Annotated in this window: 16 protein-coding genes; 6 read left to right on the top strand and 10 right to left on the bottom strand. The window is 69.4% G+C overall.

What is annotated here, in order from left to right; genetic code table 11:
- Positions 1-121 precede the first annotated feature (121 nt).
- A complete protein-coding gene (locus tag ACFPIJ_RS22890; protein ID WP_380117604.1) occupies positions 122-1,417 on the top strand; it encodes a DEAD/DEAH box helicase in 1,296 nt (431 codons plus the stop codon).
- Positions 1,418-1,504: 87 nt separating this feature from the next.
- Positions 1,505-2,110, top strand: a complete 606-nt coding sequence (locus ACFPIJ_RS22885) for a putative glycolipid-binding domain-containing protein (protein WP_380117221.1) — start codon at positions 1,505-1,507, stop codon at positions 2,108-2,110.
- On the opposite strand, the gene ACFPIJ_RS22880 is transcribed toward ACFPIJ_RS22885, so the two are convergent.
- Complete coding sequence (locus ACFPIJ_RS22880; RefSeq protein ID WP_380117220.1) at positions 2,083-2,562, bottom strand: Lrp/AsnC family transcriptional regulator; 480 nt, start codon at positions 2,560-2,562, stop codon at positions 2,083-2,085. The genes ACFPIJ_RS22885 and ACFPIJ_RS22880 overlap by 28 nt on opposite strands.
- Before the next feature lie 187 nt (positions 2,563-2,749).
- On the opposite strand from ACFPIJ_RS22880, the gene ACFPIJ_RS22875 reads away from it, so the two are divergent.
- Positions 2,750-2,977, top strand: coding sequence for a BldC family transcriptional regulator (locus ACFPIJ_RS22875; RefSeq protein WP_033363294.1), 228 nt, complete (start codon positions 2,750-2,752; stop codon positions 2,975-2,977).
- Here ACFPIJ_RS22875 and ACFPIJ_RS22870 read toward each other — a convergent pair.
- Positions 2,940-3,569, bottom strand: a complete 630-nt coding sequence (locus tag ACFPIJ_RS22870; protein ID WP_380117219.1) for a UbiX family flavin prenyltransferase — start codon at positions 3,567-3,569, stop codon at positions 2,940-2,942. The two genes, ACFPIJ_RS22875 and ACFPIJ_RS22870, sit on opposite strands and share 38 nt — an antisense overlap.
- A 69-nt stretch (positions 3,570-3,638) precedes the next feature.
- Here ACFPIJ_RS22870 and ACFPIJ_RS22865 point away from each other — a divergent pair, with 69 nt between their 5' ends.
- Together ACFPIJ_RS22865 and mqnP are read left to right on the top strand one after the other, a co-directional pair.
- Complete coding sequence (locus ACFPIJ_RS22865) at positions 3,639-5,099, top strand: menaquinone biosynthesis decarboxylase (protein WP_380117218.1); 1,461 nt, start codon at positions 3,639-3,641, stop codon at positions 5,097-5,099.
- On the top strand, positions 5,096-5,998 hold the full coding sequence (mqnP, locus tag ACFPIJ_RS22860; RefSeq protein ID WP_380117217.1) for a menaquinone biosynthesis prenyltransferase MqnP: 903 nt from the start codon (positions 5,096-5,098) through the stop codon (positions 5,996-5,998). Before ACFPIJ_RS22865 ends, mqnP begins: the two co-directional genes overlap by 4 nt.
- A gap of 1,545 nt (positions 5,999-7,543) precedes the next feature.
- On the opposite strand, the gene ccsB is transcribed toward mqnP, so the two are convergent.
- From ccsB to hemL, 6 genes are read right to left on the bottom strand one after another with little or no spacing between them, the layout of a single operon-like run.
- Positions 7,544-8,476 carry a c-type cytochrome biogenesis protein CcsB gene (gene ccsB, locus ACFPIJ_RS22855; RefSeq protein WP_380117216.1) on the bottom strand — a complete coding sequence of 311 codons (933 nt, stop codon included), beginning with the start codon at positions 8,474-8,476 and terminating at the stop codon, positions 7,544-7,546.
- A complete protein-coding gene (resB, locus tag ACFPIJ_RS22850) occupies positions 8,476-10,023 on the bottom strand; it encodes a cytochrome c biogenesis protein ResB (RefSeq protein ID WP_380117215.1) in 1,548 nt (515 codons plus the stop codon). The genes ccsB and resB overlap by 1 nt, the downstream gene beginning before the upstream one ends.
- A complete protein-coding gene (locus tag ACFPIJ_RS22845) occupies positions 10,023-10,775 on the bottom strand; it encodes a cytochrome c biogenesis CcdA family protein (RefSeq protein WP_380117214.1) in 753 nt (250 codons plus the stop codon). Before ACFPIJ_RS22845 ends, resB begins: the two co-directional genes overlap by 1 nt.
- Positions 10,775-11,311: a TlpA family protein disulfide reductase gene (locus ACFPIJ_RS22840; protein WP_380117213.1), complete on the bottom strand. Its 537-nt coding sequence runs from the start codon at positions 11,309-11,311 to the stop codon at positions 10,775-10,777. Before ACFPIJ_RS22840 ends, ACFPIJ_RS22845 begins: the two co-directional genes overlap by 1 nt.
- Positions 11,311-11,961, bottom strand: a complete 651-nt coding sequence (locus ACFPIJ_RS22835; protein ID WP_380117212.1) for a histidine phosphatase family protein — start codon at positions 11,959-11,961, stop codon at positions 11,311-11,313. The genes ACFPIJ_RS22840 and ACFPIJ_RS22835 overlap by 1 nt, the downstream gene beginning before the upstream one ends.
- 16 nt (positions 11,962-11,977) lie before the next feature.
- Entirely contained in the window at positions 11,978-13,318 is a 1,341-nt protein-coding gene (hemL, locus tag ACFPIJ_RS22830) for a glutamate-1-semialdehyde 2,1-aminomutase (RefSeq protein WP_380117211.1), read from the bottom strand.
- A 101-nt stretch (positions 13,319-13,419) separates the two neighbouring features.
- Between hemL and ACFPIJ_RS22825 the strand changes: the two genes are divergently transcribed.
- Positions 13,420-13,752, top strand: coding sequence for an STAS domain-containing protein (locus ACFPIJ_RS22825; RefSeq protein WP_380117210.1), 333 nt, complete (start codon positions 13,420-13,422; stop codon positions 13,750-13,752).
- Here ACFPIJ_RS22825 and ACFPIJ_RS22820 read toward each other — a convergent pair.
- Together ACFPIJ_RS22820 and ACFPIJ_RS22815 are read right to left on the bottom strand one after the other, a co-directional pair.
- A complete protein-coding gene (locus ACFPIJ_RS22820) occupies positions 13,745-14,314 on the bottom strand; it encodes a response regulator (protein WP_380117209.1) in 570 nt (189 codons plus the stop codon). The two genes, ACFPIJ_RS22825 and ACFPIJ_RS22820, sit on opposite strands and share 8 nt — an antisense overlap.
- A gap of 33 nt (positions 14,315-14,347) precedes the next feature.
- Positions 14,348-17,176: HAMP domain-containing protein (locus tag ACFPIJ_RS22815; RefSeq protein WP_380117208.1), on the bottom strand; the 2,829-nt coding region annotated here is incomplete at its 5' end.

Genomic DNA, 17,176 nt, shown 5'->3' with positions numbered 1-17,176 from the left:
GGCGAGATCGGATAAGCTGAAGGGTCTCCAATCGGAAGGTCCCAGCTCCTTGCTGCTCGCTGACCCCAGTTCGTACCCCTCCATCTTCGAAGCTACCGACGAGTTCGAAGCCACAGAGGAAATCCAAGGGCCCGGTTTCGCCGGGCTCGGCCTGCCCAACAAGTTGGTGCGTGTGCTTGCCAACCAGGGCATCAATGACCCGTTCCCGATCCAGGCCGCCACGATCCCCGATGTGCTCGCGGGCCGTGACGTGCTGGGCCGGGGCCGCACCGGCTCGGGCAAGACGCTCGCCTTCGGGCTGCCGATGCTTGCCCGGCTCGCGGCGAGCGGACGGTCCCGTCCGCATGCCCCCAAGGCCTTGATCCTCGTGCCGACGCGCGAGCTCGCCATGCAGGTCAACGACGCGTTGACCCCGCTGGCGAAGACGCTTGGCCTGTTCTGCAAGACCGCCGTCGGCGGTGTGCCGTATGACCGGCAGATCTGGTCCCTCGAGCGGGGGGTCGACGTGCTCGTCGCGACGCCCGGCCGCCTCGGTGACCTGATCAAGCGCGGCGTCTGCCGGCTCGACTCGGTGGAGATCACCGTGCTCGACGAGGCCGACCAGATGGCCGACATGGGCTTCCTCCCGGAGGTCACGGAGATCCTCGGACAGACGCCGACCACCGGTCAGCGCCTGCTGTTCTCCGCGACCCTCGACAAGGACGTCGACACGCTGGTCAAGCGGTTCCTCGTCGACGCGGTCACGCACTCGATCGAGCCCGCGACCGCGTCGGTCGGCTCCATGGACCACCACGTGCTGCTGGTCCCGCCGAACGACAAGTTCGCCATCGCGGCGTCGATCGCTGCCCGCAAGGGCCGCACGATCCTGTTCGTGAAGACGCAGATGGCCGTTGACGAGCTGGTCGACCAGTTCGCGGCCGTCGGTGTGCGGGCAGGTGCCCTGCACGGCGGCAAGACGCAGCGGGTGCGCACGCGTACCCTCGCGGAGTTCAAAGAGGGCACGTGTGACGTGCTGGTGGCGACCGATGTCGCGGCCCGTGGCATTCACATCGACGATGTGTCGCTGGTCGTGCACGTCGATCTCCCGAGAGATCAGAAGGACTACCTGCACCGCGCCGGTCGGACCGCGCGGGCCGGGGCAGCGGGCACGGTCGTGACGTTGGTGCTGCCGCGGCAGCGTCGGCGGGCGGCGGCGCTGCTCGCGAAGGCCGGGGTCACCCCGACCGAGCTCCGGGTGCGGGCCGGCGACCCGGCGTTGGCCGAGGTCACGGGCGCTCGGCAGCCCAGCGGCGTGCCGGTGCGGATCCAGCGCAGCGCTCCCAGCGGGGGCTCTTCGCATCACGGCGGCTCGTCGCACCACGGCCGTCCTGGCCGGCGGCCGCAGCAGCACGAACATGATCGTCGTCCACGGCGTTAGGTGACGACAGGGCGGTCCGCAGAATGGTGCGGACCGCCTTTTTGTCGGCCCCCGGTTTTTGTCATACCTGTGGGCTAACTTCAATGCATGACGGTGCTTCCACGGGCGTTCGCCTGGCAGCGGACTGACACGACCGGCGGTGAGTTCGTCACCTTCGACGACCGCCGGGGGCTGTATGCCAAGGGCACGGCCTTCGCCGCCGACAATGCGCTGTATTCCTGCCGGTATGACCTGCACACCGACGACGGCTGGGCCAGCACGCGGCTCGAGGTGACGGCCGAGGGTGCGGGCTGGCGGCGGACGCTGCGGATGGAGCGGGCGGCGGGCCGCTGGCGGGTCACCACCGGCGAGCAGGGCGACCTGGAGCGGGTGCTCCCGACGGCGCCGTTCTCCGGCATCGAGGATCCCGACCGCTTACACCAGGTGCTCGACGTCGACCTGTATAACTCCCCGCTGACCAACACGCTGCCGGTGCGCCGGCTGGGCCTGCACCGCGCGGCCCCCGGCACGGTGTCGACGATCGAGGCGGCCTGGGTCCTGCTGCCGAGCCTGGCCGTGATCCCCCTCCAGCAGGTGTATGAGGTGCTGCCCGACCGACGGGTCCGCTATTCCTCGGAGGGTTTCACGGCGGTGCTGCAGCTCGACGCGGAGGGTTATGTCGTGGACTATCCGGGGCTGGCGGTGCTCGCCTGATTGTCCTTCGAGGCGGGCTGTGAGCGCCCTTCCCACTTCGTGGAGAGGGCGATGGCGGTGCGTGTGCGGGCGACGCCCTTGACCCGGTTGAGTTCGATGATGAGCCGTTCAAGGTCGCCGATGGTCTTCACGCGCGCCTTGCACAGAAACGATTCCTCGCCCGCCATGAAGTAGCACGACTCGATCTCTCGATGCTCGCGCAGGGCTTCGAGGATGCCGTCGGTGTCCCCGCTGCTGTCGTGCACGATGCCGATGACCGCGGTGAGCGGCAGGCCCACGGCCTCCGGGTGGATTTCGGCCCGGTAGCCCTGGATGACGCCGGACGACTCCAGCTTGCCGACGCGTTCATGCACGGCCGGCGCGGACAGGCCGACCTTCCGGGCCAGCTCCGCATATGGAAGGCGGGCGTTGTCTCGAAGCAGGTCGATGAGTTGTCGATCGATCGCGTCCATCCCGTCCAGCCTAATGGTCAGCGTTTTAGCACAGCTAATTACCCAACACGTGCGATTTCCTCGTTTCCCGGACACGGCACGCTAGCGGTGCTGTAATGGGCGTACATCCCAGGATGACTCGTGCTTTCAGCTTGCCGCATGGGGGTGCGCGGGCCCGATCGAGCCACCCGTGGGTTAAGGAGGGGCCGTGGAGACGGGAGATCGTCTGCTGACGCCCGGCGAGGTCGCTGCCTTGTTTCGTGTGGATCCTAAAACGGTGACACGCTGGGCGGCGGCCGGCCGGATCAGCAGCATCCGAACCCCGGGAGGACACCGGCGGTTCCGGGAATCCGAGGTGCGGGCGCTGCTCGAAGGAGACGACGCGCTCGACGACACCTCTAACGGGAATGGCCGAGTTCACCCGACCAACGAGTGAACAAGGTATGAGACACGCCGGCAGCGTCAAGGACTTTGCCGGCGATGAAGTCGACGAGTTGGGCGGCCGTGGCCGCCGCTCCGGCCGAGTAGAAGCCGGGGCTGGCGGGGAGGACCACGGCGCCGGCGTCGTGCAGGGCGATGAGGTGCTCCAGGTGACTGCGGGTCACGGGGGTCTCCCGTGGGACGACGACCACCGGTCGGCGCTCCTTGAGGTTGACCTCGGCGGCACGCTGCAGCAGATCCTTCGACAGGCCGATCGCGATGCCGGCGCAGGCGGCGGTGCTCGCCGGCACGACGAGCATGCCCTTGACCTGATACGAGCCGCTGCTCGGACCGGCGGCGAGATCACCGGCGGGCCAGTAGGCGACGTCCTCTATCGGGCGCTCGATCCACGTGGCCAGGTCGTCCTTCCAGTGTGCGTCGCGGAAGGGTGCGCCGGTCTCGTCGAGGATCGTGAGCCGGGCAGCGCGTGACACGACCAGGTCGACGGCCTCGCCGGCGTCGAACAGTGCCCGGATCACCGCGGCCGCGTATGGCGTGCCGGACGCCCCGGACACCCCGACGACCCACGGCCTGCGCTGATCAACCACGCCGTCAACTCTGCCACAACTGACCAGCCCGCTCGGAAACTGTCGTACGGGGTTGGCAGGATGGTGTCCATGGCACGCGGCTTCCCATATGCAGACCTCAACGAGTTCCTTGCCGCCCTGCAGCGGGCGGGTGAGCTGCATCGCGTGTCCGCGCCCGTGGACCCGCACCTGGAGATCAGCGAGATCGTCACCAGGACGGTCCGGGCCGGCGGCCCGGCCCTGGTGTTCGACCGCCCGACCCGCGGGGACATGCCGGTCGCGATCAACCTGTTCGGCACCGAGAAGCGCACGGCGATGGCACTCGGCGTCTCCCACCTCGACGAGGTCGGCGAGCGCATCGGGGCGCTGGTCAAGCCGGAGCTCCCGGTCGGCTGGGCCGGCATCCGTGACGGCATCGGCAAGCTGCTCCAGCTCAAGGCGGTGCCCCCGAAGCACGTGAAGACCGCGCCGTGCCAGGAGGTCGTCTACAAGGGCGACCAGGTGGACCTCAACCGGCTGCCCGGCCTGCAGATCTGGCCCGACGACGGCGGGATCTACCACAACTTCGGCCTGACCCACACCAAGCACCCCGAGACCGGCAAGCGCAACCTCGGGCTCTATCGCCTGCAGCAGCACTCCCACAACACGCTCGGCATGCACTGGCAGATCCACAAGGACTCGACCGCGCACCACGCCGTGGCCGAGCGGCTCGGCCAGCGCCTGCCGGTCGCGATCGCCATCGGCGCCGACCCGGTCGTCTCCTATTCGGCGAGCGCCCCGCTCCCCTCCGACATCGACGAATACCTGTTCGCCGGGTTCCTGCGCGGTGAGCGGGTCGAGATGGTCGACTGCCTCACGGTGCCGCTGCAGGTGCCGGCCAACGCCCAGATCGTCCTCGAGGGCTATCTGGAGCCCGGCGAGCGCCTGCCCGAGGGCCCGTTCGGCGACCACACCGGCTTCTACACGCCGGTCGAGGACTTCCCGGTGCTGCACGTGGAGTGCATGACCACCCGCAAGCAGCCGATCTACCACTCGATCATCACGTCGAAGCCGCCGCAGGAGGACCTCGGCCTCGGCAAGGCGACCGAGCGGATCTTCCTGCCGCTGCTGAAGATCATGATCCCGGACATCGTCGACTACGACCTGCCGGCGGCCGGCGTGTTCCACAACTGCGTGATCGTGTCGATCCGCAAGCGCTACCCGAAGCACGCGCAGAAGGTGATGAGCGCCATCTGGGGCGCCCACCTGCTGTCGCTGTCGAAGCTCATCGTGATCGTCGACGACGACTGCGACGTGCACGACTACGCCGAGGTCGCCTTCCGCGCCTTCGGCAACGTCGACTACAAGCACGACCTGCTGCTCACCGAGGGCCCGGTCGACCACCTCGACCACGCGTCCTATCAGCAGTTCTGGGGCGGCAAGGCGGGTCTCGACGCGACACGCAAGGGCCCCACGGAGGGCTACCATCGCGGCTGGCCGGAAGAGATGGTCATGTCCCCCGACGTCGTGGCGCGGGTCGACAAACGCTGGAGAGAGTATGGGTTCAAGTGACGCTCGTTGAGGCACCCCGGAGCCGGGTCAAGGCATTCCTGCGGCTCGTCGCGATCGAGCACTCGGTGTTCGCGCTGCCGTTCGCCTATCTGTCGGCCCTGACCGCGATGACCGTCCACGGTGGCCGCGTCAACTGGGTGGACCTGCTCCTGGTGACGGTCGCGATGGTCGGCGCCCGCACGTTCGCGATGGCCGCCAACCGGATCATCGACCGCCACATCGACGCCCGCAACCCGCGCACCTCCCAGCGCGAGCTCGTCACCGGCGCCGTCAGCGTCCGCACCGCGTGGACCGGCGCCGCGGTCGCGCTCGTCGTGTTCCTCGGTGCCGCCGCCCTGCTCAACTGGCTCTGCCTGGCCCTCGCCCCGCTCGCCGTGGTCCCGCTGGTGCTCTACCCGTATGGCAAGCGCTTCACCAACTGGCCGCACGCCCTGCTCGGCGTCGCTCAGATGGTCGGTCCGGTCGGCGCCTGGCTCGCCGTCACGGGCGACCTGCGCGGCTCCGGCGCCGCCTGGGTCCTCGGTGCCGCCGTCGGCCTGTGGATCGGCGGCTTCGACCTCATCTACGCCTGCCAGGACGCTGCCGTCGACCGCGAGATCGGCGTCCACTCCGTCCCGTCCCGCTACGGCGTCCCGTTCGCCCTGCACCTGTCGACCGCCGCCCACGTGGTGACGTTCGGCCTGTTCGTCTGGTTCGGCCAGCTGGTCGACCTCGGCTGGCTGTGGTGGATCGGCCTCGTGGTCACGGCGGCCGCTTTCATCTACGAGCACGCCATCGTCCGGCCCGACGACCTGTCCCGCGTGAACCGTGCGTTCTTCACGGCGAATGGGTTCGTGGGGATCGCTCTGTTCGTGTTCGCCCTGCTCGACTTGACCATCCTCGGCGGCCTCCGCCCCTGACCCGACCGATCCGACAACCGCCTCGTCAGCCCGGACGCACCAGCACGGTCCGAGCTGCCGGACCCGTCATGCGCGGCGGGCATGTAACGCCCTGAACCTGTCGAGGGGTGCACGGCCTGCGCATCGCGCCTGCCTGGCCGACCCGACGGGCGTGCAGGGCCTCGTGCCCGGGCTGCCCGACGGGTGTGCGCGGCCTCGTGCCTGGCCCGCCCGAGAGGCGTCCACCACGGCCTGCGCGTCGCGCCCGCGTGCCCGACCCGACGGGCGTGCTTGGCCTGCGCGCCTGGCCTACCCGAGGGGCGTCTACGGCCTGCGCGTCGCACGTGCCTGGCCTGCCCGACGGACGTGCACGGCCTGCGCGCGCGGCCTGTCCCGACGGGCAGCTTCGGCGCGCCAGACTCCTCAGGGGTCGCGTCCGCTGACGTGATGTATGACTGGGCGCGTCGCGCGTTGGATCATGAACGAACCGCCGCATCCGCCCGTGGCAGAGCGGCGGCACGGCGGCACGGCAGAGGTGTGAAGCAGAGGGGCGCCCGCGCGCCCCGACCCGTTCACGCTTTCCGCGAGTATCTCGTCCGGCCCCGCCAGGCATGCGGACATTTCCATCTATTTCCGCGCTGGTCCACCACTCGGCATCGGACGCTCATGATTGAAGGAGCCGTCTGGTCGCCCATGCGACCAGGGCGCAAGATCGTTCGATGGCTACCCGGCTGCGAAGCGGCTGGCGTCCTGTCGGGTCCGTTGCGGTCCGCGTGGGTTTTTCGACCAGACCTTCAAATATTCGCCCAACGTTGCGGGGACTTGATGGCACCGCCCGGCCTTCGGCCGTGCGACAGGGTTGCGTGGTCACCCTGACAGCCGTCTTGCGGTGATCCCAAGCCAGGTCCGACCTCACATGGTCCAGGTCCGTCGAGGTCATCATTCGGTGCTACAACACCGCCTGCAGCCAAAGAACGAAAACCATCGATCACTGGACTGGGTGGTACCAGCACTCCCGAACAGAAATCTTGAACTACCCGGTGGATTACCCCCCGTGGGACAACAGTGATTCACCGGGTAGCGAGGATCCACCGGGTTGTTCTGCGGGTCCGGAGCGGCAGTCTTGCACTACCTGGTGGATTGGTGGTCGCGGGCGACCACTGATCCACCAGGTAGTTCGAACGTCGGGTCCGGCGTGGGCGGGGCGGGGAGATTGCGGCTTTTGTGACCGGCGGCGGTGTGGCACCACCGAATGACGACCTCGACGGCGCTGGATCATGTGAGTGCGGACCTGGCTTGGCATCACCGCAAGACGGCACGGACCGGAACCACGCCACCCTGTCGCACGGACGCGCCAGCGGCCGGGCGGTGCCATCAAGTCCCCGCAACGTTTGGGCGAATATTTGAAGGTCATGCTGACCAGAACCCGCGGACCGCAACCAGCCCCGATCCACCCCCACGACCAAACACACGGCGTGGGGGTGGATCGGAAGGGGACGGATCAGTCGACCTCGACGGCCGCCACAGCGATCAGGTCGGCGGCGCGGACAGTGGAGAGGCGGTGGGTCAGACGCCGGCGTAGGAGTGCAGGCCGCTGGCGACGAGGTTGACGCCGAACAGGTTGACCAGCATCGTCGCCCAGCCGACGACCGCGATCCAGGACGTGATGCGGCGGCTGACGCTCGGGGTGGAACGGGCGTGCAGGTAGCAGGCGTACACCACCCAGGCGATGAAGGACCAGGTCTCCTTGGGATCCCAGTTCCAGTACCGACCCCAGGCGGCCTCGGCCCAGATGGCGCCGCCGATGACGCCGAAGGTCCAGATCGGGAAGGCGAAGGCGTGCACGCGGAACGTGACCCGCTCCAGCACGCCGGCCTGCGGGAGGCGCTCGCCGAGGCTGTAGGGGAAGTTGCGCTTGCCCTGGTCGTGGCCGAGGCGGATCAGGTGCATGGCGGCGGCGACGAAGCCGACCAGGAAGACGCCGGAGGCGATCGAGGCGGCGCCGACGTGGATGACCAGCCAGTAGGACTGCAGCGCCGGGACCAGGGGGCCGACCGGGACGTACAGGGTCATGCCGGCGATCGAGAGCAGGATCGACGCGACGAGCGTGACGAAGAGGCCGAGGTGCCGCAGGTTGCGCCACTTGGCCAGGACGACCAGCCAGGCGGAGACGCCGACGAGGGTGGCGGTCATGACGAACTCGTACATGTTGCCCCAGGGGGCACGGTCGGCGGCGATACCGCGGGTAACCAGGGCTCCGACGTGGGCCAGGAAGCCGAGGACGGTGAGGCCGACGGCGGCGACCCCCGCCCGGCGAGCACCCGCCGGCGAATCCGAAATATCCGAAATCTCGGAAGAAGCAGGACCGCCCGCGCCAACCAGAACGCGCTGGCCTACCAGGCTTCGAGGGCCGAACGCATACTCAACGGCGTACGCCAGCATCGCCAGCACATAGCTGAAGATCGTGACGACCAGCAGCTGATTCGACAACCCACCCATCAAACGACCTCCTTGACGTCAGTCTGCGCCACCTGGCCGGGCACGCTCGCAGCAGGGGCCACCGCGGCGACGATGGCGGCGAACTCCTCGGCGAAGCCCGGGTAGTCCCCGCGGGGCAGGCCGCCCGCCGACATCGCGGTCGGGGTGATCCGGAAGAACACCCGCCGGCGCTTGCCGGTCAGCGAGCCCAGCAGGCCGACCAGCAGCGCGGCCGCGCCGGCCAGGACGATCGGCTGGCCGGGGTCGTGCCGGATCGAGATGCTGATCCACTGCTCGGTGCCGACGAACTCGACGGTGGTGCCGTCGGGCAGGGTGCCCTTCTCGCCGGGCTTGAGCATGATCGGGTCGCCGAATTTCGTGAGCCGTTTCGCGTCGATCTGGCGCTGGTCGAGGGTGTAGACCGACAGCGGCGCGCCGGAGTCGAAGCCGAGCACCCCCTGGTAGGCCTGCAGCATGAGGCGCGGATCCTTCTCCGCCGGGAAGGCCGAGGAGGCGACCGAGGGGTCCGACGGCAGCGTCGGCAGGTACACCCCGGAGAAGCCGATCTGCGCCTTCTCGTCGCGGGTGCCGGTGTCGGGGTTCAGGTTGACGTCCGGGAAGGTGGCGACGCCGTCGCTGGTGAGCATGCCGTCCTTGGGCAGGAACGCGGCGACCTGCTCGTGCGTTTTGCCATATTTGTCGGTGTACCGCAACCGCGGGGCATAGCCGTGTCCCAGAAGCGACACGTTGGCGCCGTCGAGCCGCAGTGGGTCGTTGACCTGCAGCAGGTGCGACGACGTGCGACCGGCCTGGGTGACCGTGACGTCGGCCTTGTAGGTGACCGGCTGGCCGCTGTCGAGGTAGGTGGCGGCGAACTTGTCCATCCGCAGGCAGAACTTGGGCAGGTCGCCCTCGCCGACCCGGGCGCCGAGGGCGTGCTCGTCGTAGTTGAGCAGGGTGTTGCAGAACGCGAAGTCCTGGCCCTGCACGAGCAGCCGGTTGCCGTGCCAGCCGAACCACGAGCCGTAGGCGACGCCGAGCAGCAGCGACAGCAGCGCGAAGTGGAAGACCAGGTTGCCGGTCTCCTTCAGGTAGCCCTTCTCGGCGCTGATCTCGGTGACGTCGCCGTCGACCCGCACGACGGTGCGGAACCGCCGGCGCCGCAGCACCGAGACCACCTCAGCGGCGGGCACCGGTGCGATGTCCGAAACGGAGGCCGGCAGCCGGGAGAACCGCGCGGGCGCGGACGGCGGCTTGCGCAGCATCGCGACGAAGTGCACCCGGAAGCGGGGCACCAGGCAGCCGACGAGGGACGTGAACAGCAGCAGGTAGATGGCGGAGAACCAGGGCGACGCGTACACGTCGAAGAAGAAGAACCGGTCGAGCGTGGGACCCCACTCGGTGTTGTCCCGCAGATACTGGCGGACCTGCTCCGGCGACACGTTGCGCTGCGGCAGCACGGAGCCCGGAATGGCGGCGACGGCGAGCAGGAACAGCAGCACCAGCGCGGTGCGCATCGAGGTGAGCTGCCGCCAGGCACGCCGGCACACGGAAACGATCCAGCGCATCAGATCGGCACCGATCCGGGTCCGACGTTGGCCGTGATGGCGATCATAAGGTCACTCCAGACGCCGGTGACGAGCGCGAGCCCGACCAGGACGAGCAGCGCGCCGCCGATGCGGGTCACCCATCGGCTGTTGCGGCGGATGAACTTGATGACTCCGATGAGCCGCTGGAAGCCCAGGCCGACGGCGATGAACGGCAGGCCGATGCCGAGGGAGTACGCGATGGCAAGGGTCACCGCCCTGGCCTGGGACCCGCTGGTCGAGCCGAGCGCGATCATCGCGGCGAGCGTCGGGCCGGTGCACGGCGCCCACGACAGGGCGAAGACGACGCCGAAGACGGGGGCACCGATGAGCCCGGCGGCGGGCAGCTTCTGCACCCGCCACTGCCGCTCCAGCCCCGGCACCAGGCCGATGAAGGCCAGGCCGAGCACGATGACGATCACACCCGCGACGATCTCGATCGTCCGCCGGTGCACCATCAGCTGCATCGCGGCGCTCGTGGCGAGCACGATCAGGGCGACGAAGACGGCCGTGAACCCGGCGATGAAGAGCGAGATGCCGGCGACCACCCGGCCCCGCCGGTGGCCCGAGTCGAGGTCGGCGCCCGCGAGGCCGGTGACGTAGGAGAGGTACCCGGGCACGAGCGGCAGGATGCACGGCGACAGGAAGCTGGCGAGGCCGGCGAGGACGGCGACGGCGATCGCACCGAGCAGCGGGCCGCTGGTGGCGTAGTCGAAGGGCCCGGCGAGGAGCATCAGGCCTGCTCGGCGAGCAGGTCGCGCACGATCGGCTCGAGCAGCTTCTCATCGACCTGCATGCGGATCACGGCGGCGATGCGGCCGGTGCGGTCGATGACCAGGGTCGCCGGGATCGAGTTGGGCGGCACCGCGAAGTCCTGCGCGATCGACGCGGAGGGATCGAAGATGCTGCCATAGGTCGGCTTGATGTCGGCCAGGAACGCCTTGGCCGGGTCGCGCTGGTCGTGCACGTTGATCCCGACGAAGACGACGCCGGAGGCCTTGGTGGCGGCGTACACCTTCTCCAGCTCCGGCGCCTCGGTGCGGCACGGCGCGCAGTAGGAGGCCCAGAAGTTGACCACGACGACCTTGCCCTTCTGCTGGGCGAGGTCGAACGAGCCGGTGGTGTCCATGAAGTCCGCGCGCACCGCGGGCGCGGCGACCCGGTCCGACACGGAGATCTTGCGGCTGCCGAGCGCGTTCTGCGGGGTCGTGCTGTCACAGGCGGCCAGGAACACAAAAGCGACAAGAACGGCAATAGCCCGATAGAACATTACGCGCCCTTCGCGTCACGCGCCGTCGGCGACATGGCGACCAGATGCGCGGCGGGTTCGGTGTACGACACCCCGACGATCTTCGTGTCCTCGAAGTGGAAGCTGGTGTAGCTGGCGAGGTTGCACTCGCGCTTGCGGGGGTCGTGCCACAGCCGCTTGCGCTCGACGTGCCGGCGCAGCGTCCAGATCGGCAGCTGGTGCGAGACGCAGACGGCCTCGTGCCCCTCGGCCGCCTCCCGGGCGGTGAGCAGCGCGGCGAACATGCGCGAAGCGATCGCCGTGTAGGGCTCGCCCCACGACGGCGTCACCGGGTCGCGCAGCACCCACCAGTTGCGCGGGTCGCGCAGCGCGCCGTCGCCGGCGCCGACCCGCTTGCCCTCGAAGAAGTTGCCGCTCTCGATGAGCCGCTCGTCCACGGCGATGGGCAGGCCGAACTGGTCGGCGATCGGCGCCGCGGTCTGCTGCGCGCGCTCGAGCGGGCTGGCCACCACGTAGGTGATGTCCTTGTCCGCGACGGCCTGCGCGGCGGCCTTGGCCATCTGCACGCCGAGCTCGGAGAGCCGGTAGCCGGGAAGGCGCCCGTAGAGGACCTTCTCCGGGTTGTGCACCTCGCCGTGCCGCAGCACGTGCACGATCGTCTTCGTCGTCATGAGAGACCAGCCATCGTCATGAGAGCCCGGCCGAGGCAGCGGCGGCGGCGCGGGCGGCATGCGGCAGCGCGGCCGAGATGACGTCCAGGGCCTCCGGGCCGATCGCGGTCGAGACGAACCACGACTCGTAGGCGCTGGGTGGCAGGTAGACGCCGCGGGACAGCATGGTGTGGAAGAACGCCTTGAACGCCGCGACGTCCTGGGTCCGCGCGTCGTCGTAGTTGTGCACCGGCTCGTGCGTGAAAAAGATCGAGAACATGCTGCCGGCGGTGGCCAGCGTGTGCGGTACCCCCGCGGCGGCCAACGCGTCCGAGGACAACTTGCCGATCGTGGCGGCCGTTGCGTCGAGCTGCGCATAGACCTCGGGGGTCGCCAGGCGCAGGGTCGCGAGGCCGGCGGCGCAGGCGAGCGGATTGCCCGACAGGGTGCCGGCCTGGTAGACCGGGCCGGCCGGGGCCAGCTGCGCCATGATCGACGCGCGGCCACCGAACGCGGCGGCGGGCAGGCCCCCGCCCATGACCTTGCCGAAGGTCCACAGGTCGGCGTCGACGGGCTCGAGGCCCGCCCAGCCGGCGCCGCTGACCCGGAACCCGGTCATGACCTCGTCGAGGATGAGCACCGCGCCGTGCCGGTGGGCGATCTCGGCGAGCTTGCCGTTGAACCCGTCGCGGGGTGCGACGACGCCCATGTTGCCGCAGGCCGCCTCGGTGATGACGGCCGCGATCTGCGGGCCCTCGGCGGCGAAGGCCGCTTCGACCGCGGCGATGTCGTTGTACGGCAGCACGATCGTGTCCCCGGCCGCCGCACCGGTGACACCGGGCGAGTCGGGCAGCGCGAGCGTCGCGACCCCGGACCCAGCGGCGGCGAGGAGCGCGTCGACGTGACCGTGGTAGCAGCCGGCGAACTTGACCACCTTGGACCGGCCGGTGAAGCCCCGGGCGAGCCGAAGCGCGCTCATCGTGGCCTCGGTGCCGGAGTTGACCAGGCGGACCTGCTCGACCGGGGTGCGCGCGACGATCTCCTCGCCGAGTGCCACCTCGCCCGGTGTCGGGGTGCCGAAGCTGGTGCCGTGCGCGGCCGCGGCGGTGATCGCACCGATCACCTCGGGATGCGCGTGGCCGAGGATCAGCGGGCCCCACGAGCAGACGAGGTCGACATAGCGTCGCCCGTCGGCGTCGGTGAGCCAGCAGCCCTCGCCACCGACCATGAACCGGGGGGTGCCACCGACCGCGCGGAACGCCCGGACAGGTGAATTCACCCCACCCGGCACGATGGCCTGGGCGCGGTCGAACAGTGCCTGCGAAGCCGGAGCGTCACCCGCGTAGGGGCCGAGGCCGGCGGAGTCAATAGCTGTCACAGCCTGCCCATTCTGACAGCCTGCCCGGCGCGACGCCGACCGCCCCCAGGTGGCCTGTGCCCGACGCCACTATGGACGTGGATCCACGTTAGGCTGTGCGGGTGGATCGACCTGATCTTTCCGTCACCGTGCGCCGCGCCCCGACCGAGACCGTGGTGACGCTCGCCGGCGAGATCGACATGTCCACGGTCCAACGCCTGGCAACGACCGTCGATGAGATCATCGGCGGCGACACCCCGACACGGGTCGTCCTCGACATGAGCGGCGTCACGTTCTGTGATTCGCAGGGGCTCGGCACGCTGGTCGTGCTCAGCCGGAAGGCCACCATGGCACAGAGCTACCTGGTGCTGGTCAACGTGGGCGCGTTCCTGATCCGCGTCCTGGACATCACCGGCCTGCGGGGCGCGCTGATGATCCAGGAAACCGCTACCTGATCCTGCTCAACGCGGCGATCGCCTTCTCCACCTGGGAGCCGCCGACCTCACCGCCCGCGGCGAGTCCCGCCTTGAGCAGCGCGACGGCCTCGTCGACGGCGACCCCGACCGCCCGCAGCTCGCCATCCCGGACCTTGACCAGGTCCGACTGTGCCGCCAGCTGCTGCGTCTTCGTCCACAGCTCCACGAACACGGAGACCTTCGCCCGCAGCACCCACGGGTCGAACGGCTTCGTGAGGTAGTCCACGGCGCCGGCCGCGTAGCCGCGCAGCGCCAGGTGCGAGTCGCGGTCCGCGGCGGTCAGGAAGATGATCGGCACGTGCCGGGTCCGCTCGCGGCGCTTGATGTGCCGGGCGGTCTCGAAGCCGTCCATCGTCGGCATCTGGGCGTCGAGCAGGATCAGGGCGAAGTCGTCCACCAGCAGGTGCTTGAGGGCGTCCTCACCGCTGTCGGCACCGACGGTCTGGACCGGCAGCCCCTGCAGGATCGCCTCCAGCGCGAGGAGGTTGTCCTTTCGGTCGTCGACGAGCAGCACCTTCGCCGGCCGTTCCGGTCCAGTCAAGGATGCGGCCCCTTTCTGACGTCATCGATCAACCTACACCGCACGACCCTCCCCGTTTACCCAGGCGGCCATCACGTCAAGCAGTTCGTCGAGATCGACGGGCTTGGTGATGTAGTCGCTGGCCCCCGCGGCCAGGGAAGACTCCCGGTCGCCGGGCATCGCCTTGGCGGTCAGGAACACCACCGGCAGCTTGGCGAAGCGCCGGTTGCGCCGGATCGCCCGGGTCGTCTCGTTGCCGTCCTGGTCGGGCATCATCGCGTCCATCAGCACGATGTCCACGCCGGGGTGCTCGGACAGCACCCGGACGCCGTCGGTGCCGTTGTCGGCGTACAGGACCGTCATGCCGTGCAGCTCCAGCGCGCTGGTGAGGGCGAAGACGTTGCGCACGTCGTCGTCGACGATGAGCACGGTCGCGCCGTCGAGCTGGTGCGCGGCCGCGGTCGGGCGGCGCTCCGGGGTAGGCAGCGCCCGCAGCATCGCCGGGCCCGGCGGCAGGCTGCGGACCGGCGGCAACGGCTGCGCCGGCACCGCGTGCACGGTCTGCGTGACCTCGGTCGCGATGACGTCCGGCAGGTACAGGGTGAAGACGGCACCCCGGCCGACCTCTGAGGTGACCCCGATCGCCCCGCCCAGCAGCCGGGCCAGCTCGCGGCTGATCGACAGGCCGAGGCCGGTGCCGCCGTACTTGCGGCTGGTCGTGCCGTCGGCCTGCTGGAACGCCTCGAAGATCAGGGCGACCTTGTCGTCGGAGATGCCGATGCCCGTGTCGCGGACCGCGAACGCGATCACCCGCCGCGCACCGGCCAGCGTCGGCGAGGTGAACTGCAGGTCGGGTGTGGCAACGCTGATCGACAGCGTGACCGCGCCCTTCTCGGTGAACTTCACCGCGTTGGAGATCAGGTTGCGCAGGATCTGCTGCAGGCGTTGCGGGTCGGTGACGATCGCGGGCGGCAGCTCGGCGGTGGTGTCGACCGTGAAGTCCAGCCCCTTGTCCTCGGCCTGCGGCGCGAACGCCTGCTCGACGTAGGCGCGGATCTCGTCGAAGGACACCTCGCCGGGCTCCACGTCCATGCGACCGGCCTCGATCTTCGACAGGTCGAGGATGTCGTCGATGAGAGCCAGCAGGTCGGAGCCCGCGTTGTGGATCGTGGCGGCGAACTCGATCTGCTTCGCGGTGAGATTGGTGTCGGGGTTGTCGGCGAGCAGCCGGGACAGCAGGAGCATCGAGTTGAGCGGGGTCCGCAGCTCGTGGCTCATGTTGGCGAGGAACTCCGACTTGTACTGCGACGCCTGCGCCAGCTGCTGCGCCTTCTCCTCCAGGCCGAGGCGGGCCATCTCGATCTCGCGGTTCTGCTTCTCGATGTTGCCCTTCTGCTCCGACAGCAGCGTCGCCTTCTCCTCCAGCTCGGCGTTGGTGCGCTGCAGCTCGGCGGACTGGTCCTGCAGCTCCAGGGCGAGGCGCTGCGACTGCGACAGCAGCTCCTCGGTGCGCCGGTTGGCGAGGATCGTCTTCAGGGCCACGCCGATGGTGACCACCAGCCGGTCGAGGAATGCCAGGTGCAGCTCCGAGAACGAGGCGACGCCGGCGAACTCGATGACGCCGAGCGGCTCGCCCTCGAACAGCACCGGTAGGACCACCAGGTCGGCCGGGGGTGTCGCGGCGACCCCGGAGCGGACCTGCAGCCGGCTGTCCTGGGGGGCGGTGACCCGGATCGCGCGCCGCGACAGCGACGCCTGCCCGATCAGCCCCTCCCCGGGTGCGAAGCTGACCTCGGTGCCGGGCGGCATGTACCCGTAGGACGCCTCGAGCCGCAGCCGCAGCCCGGACCCGGCATCGGTGCCGGCGAGGAAGAACGCGCCGATCTGCGCGTCGACCAGCGGGGTCACCTCGGCCATGATCATGCGGCAGACCTCGCCGAGGTCGCGCTGGCCCTGCAGCAGGCCGCCGACGCGGGCCAGGTTGGAGTCGAGCCAGCCCTGCTCGGCGTTCTTCTTCGTCGTCTCGCGCAGCGTGACGATCATCTGGTTGATGTTGTCCTTGAGCTCGGCGACCTCGCCGAGCGCCTCGACCGCGATCCGCTGGGTCAGGTCGCCGCGGGTCACCGCGGTGGACACCTGCGAGATGGCTCGCAGCTGGGTCGTCAGCGTCGAGGCGAGCTGGTTGACGTTCTCCGTCAGGTCCCGCCAGGTGCCGGAGACGCCCCGCACCTGCGCCTGGCCGCCCAGCTTGCCCTCGGAGCCGACCTCACGGGCCACGCGGGTGACCTCGTCGGCGAAGCTTGAGAGTTGGTCGACCATCGTGTTGACCGTCGACTTCAGCTCCAGGATCTCGCCGTGCGCGTCGACCGTGATCTTCTGCGACAGGTCGCCCCGCGCCACCGCAGTGGTGACCTGGGCGATGTTGCGGACCTGGGAGGTCAGGTTGGACGCCATCGAGTTGACGTTGTCAGTGAGGTCGCGCCAGGTGCCGGAGACGCCCTTCACCTGCGCCTGGCCGCCCAGCTTGCCCTCCGTGCCGACCTCTCGGGCGACACGCGTGACCTCGTCGGCGAAGCTTGAGAGCTGGTCGACCATCGTGTTGACCGTCGACTTCAGGGCCAGGATCTCGCCCTGGGCGTCGACCGTGATCTTCTGCGACAGGTCACCACGGGCCACCGCCGTCGCCACCTGCGCGATGTTGCGGACCTGGGCGGTGAGGTTGGAAGCCATGAAGTTGACGTTGTCGGTGAGATCGCGCCAGGTGCCGGCGACGCCCCGCACCTGGGCCTGACCACCGAGCTTGCCCTCCGTGCCAACCTCTCGGGCGACACGCGTGACCTCGTCGGCGAAGCTTGAGAGCTGGTCGACCATCGTGTTGACCGT

This window comes from Dactylosporangium cerinum (genome assembly GCF_042653625.1).
Classification (GTDB): domain Bacteria; phylum Actinomycetota; class Actinomycetes; order Mycobacteriales; family Micromonosporaceae; genus Dactylosporangium; species Dactylosporangium cerinum.
This window is presented reverse-complemented; position numbering and strand designations above follow the sequence as displayed.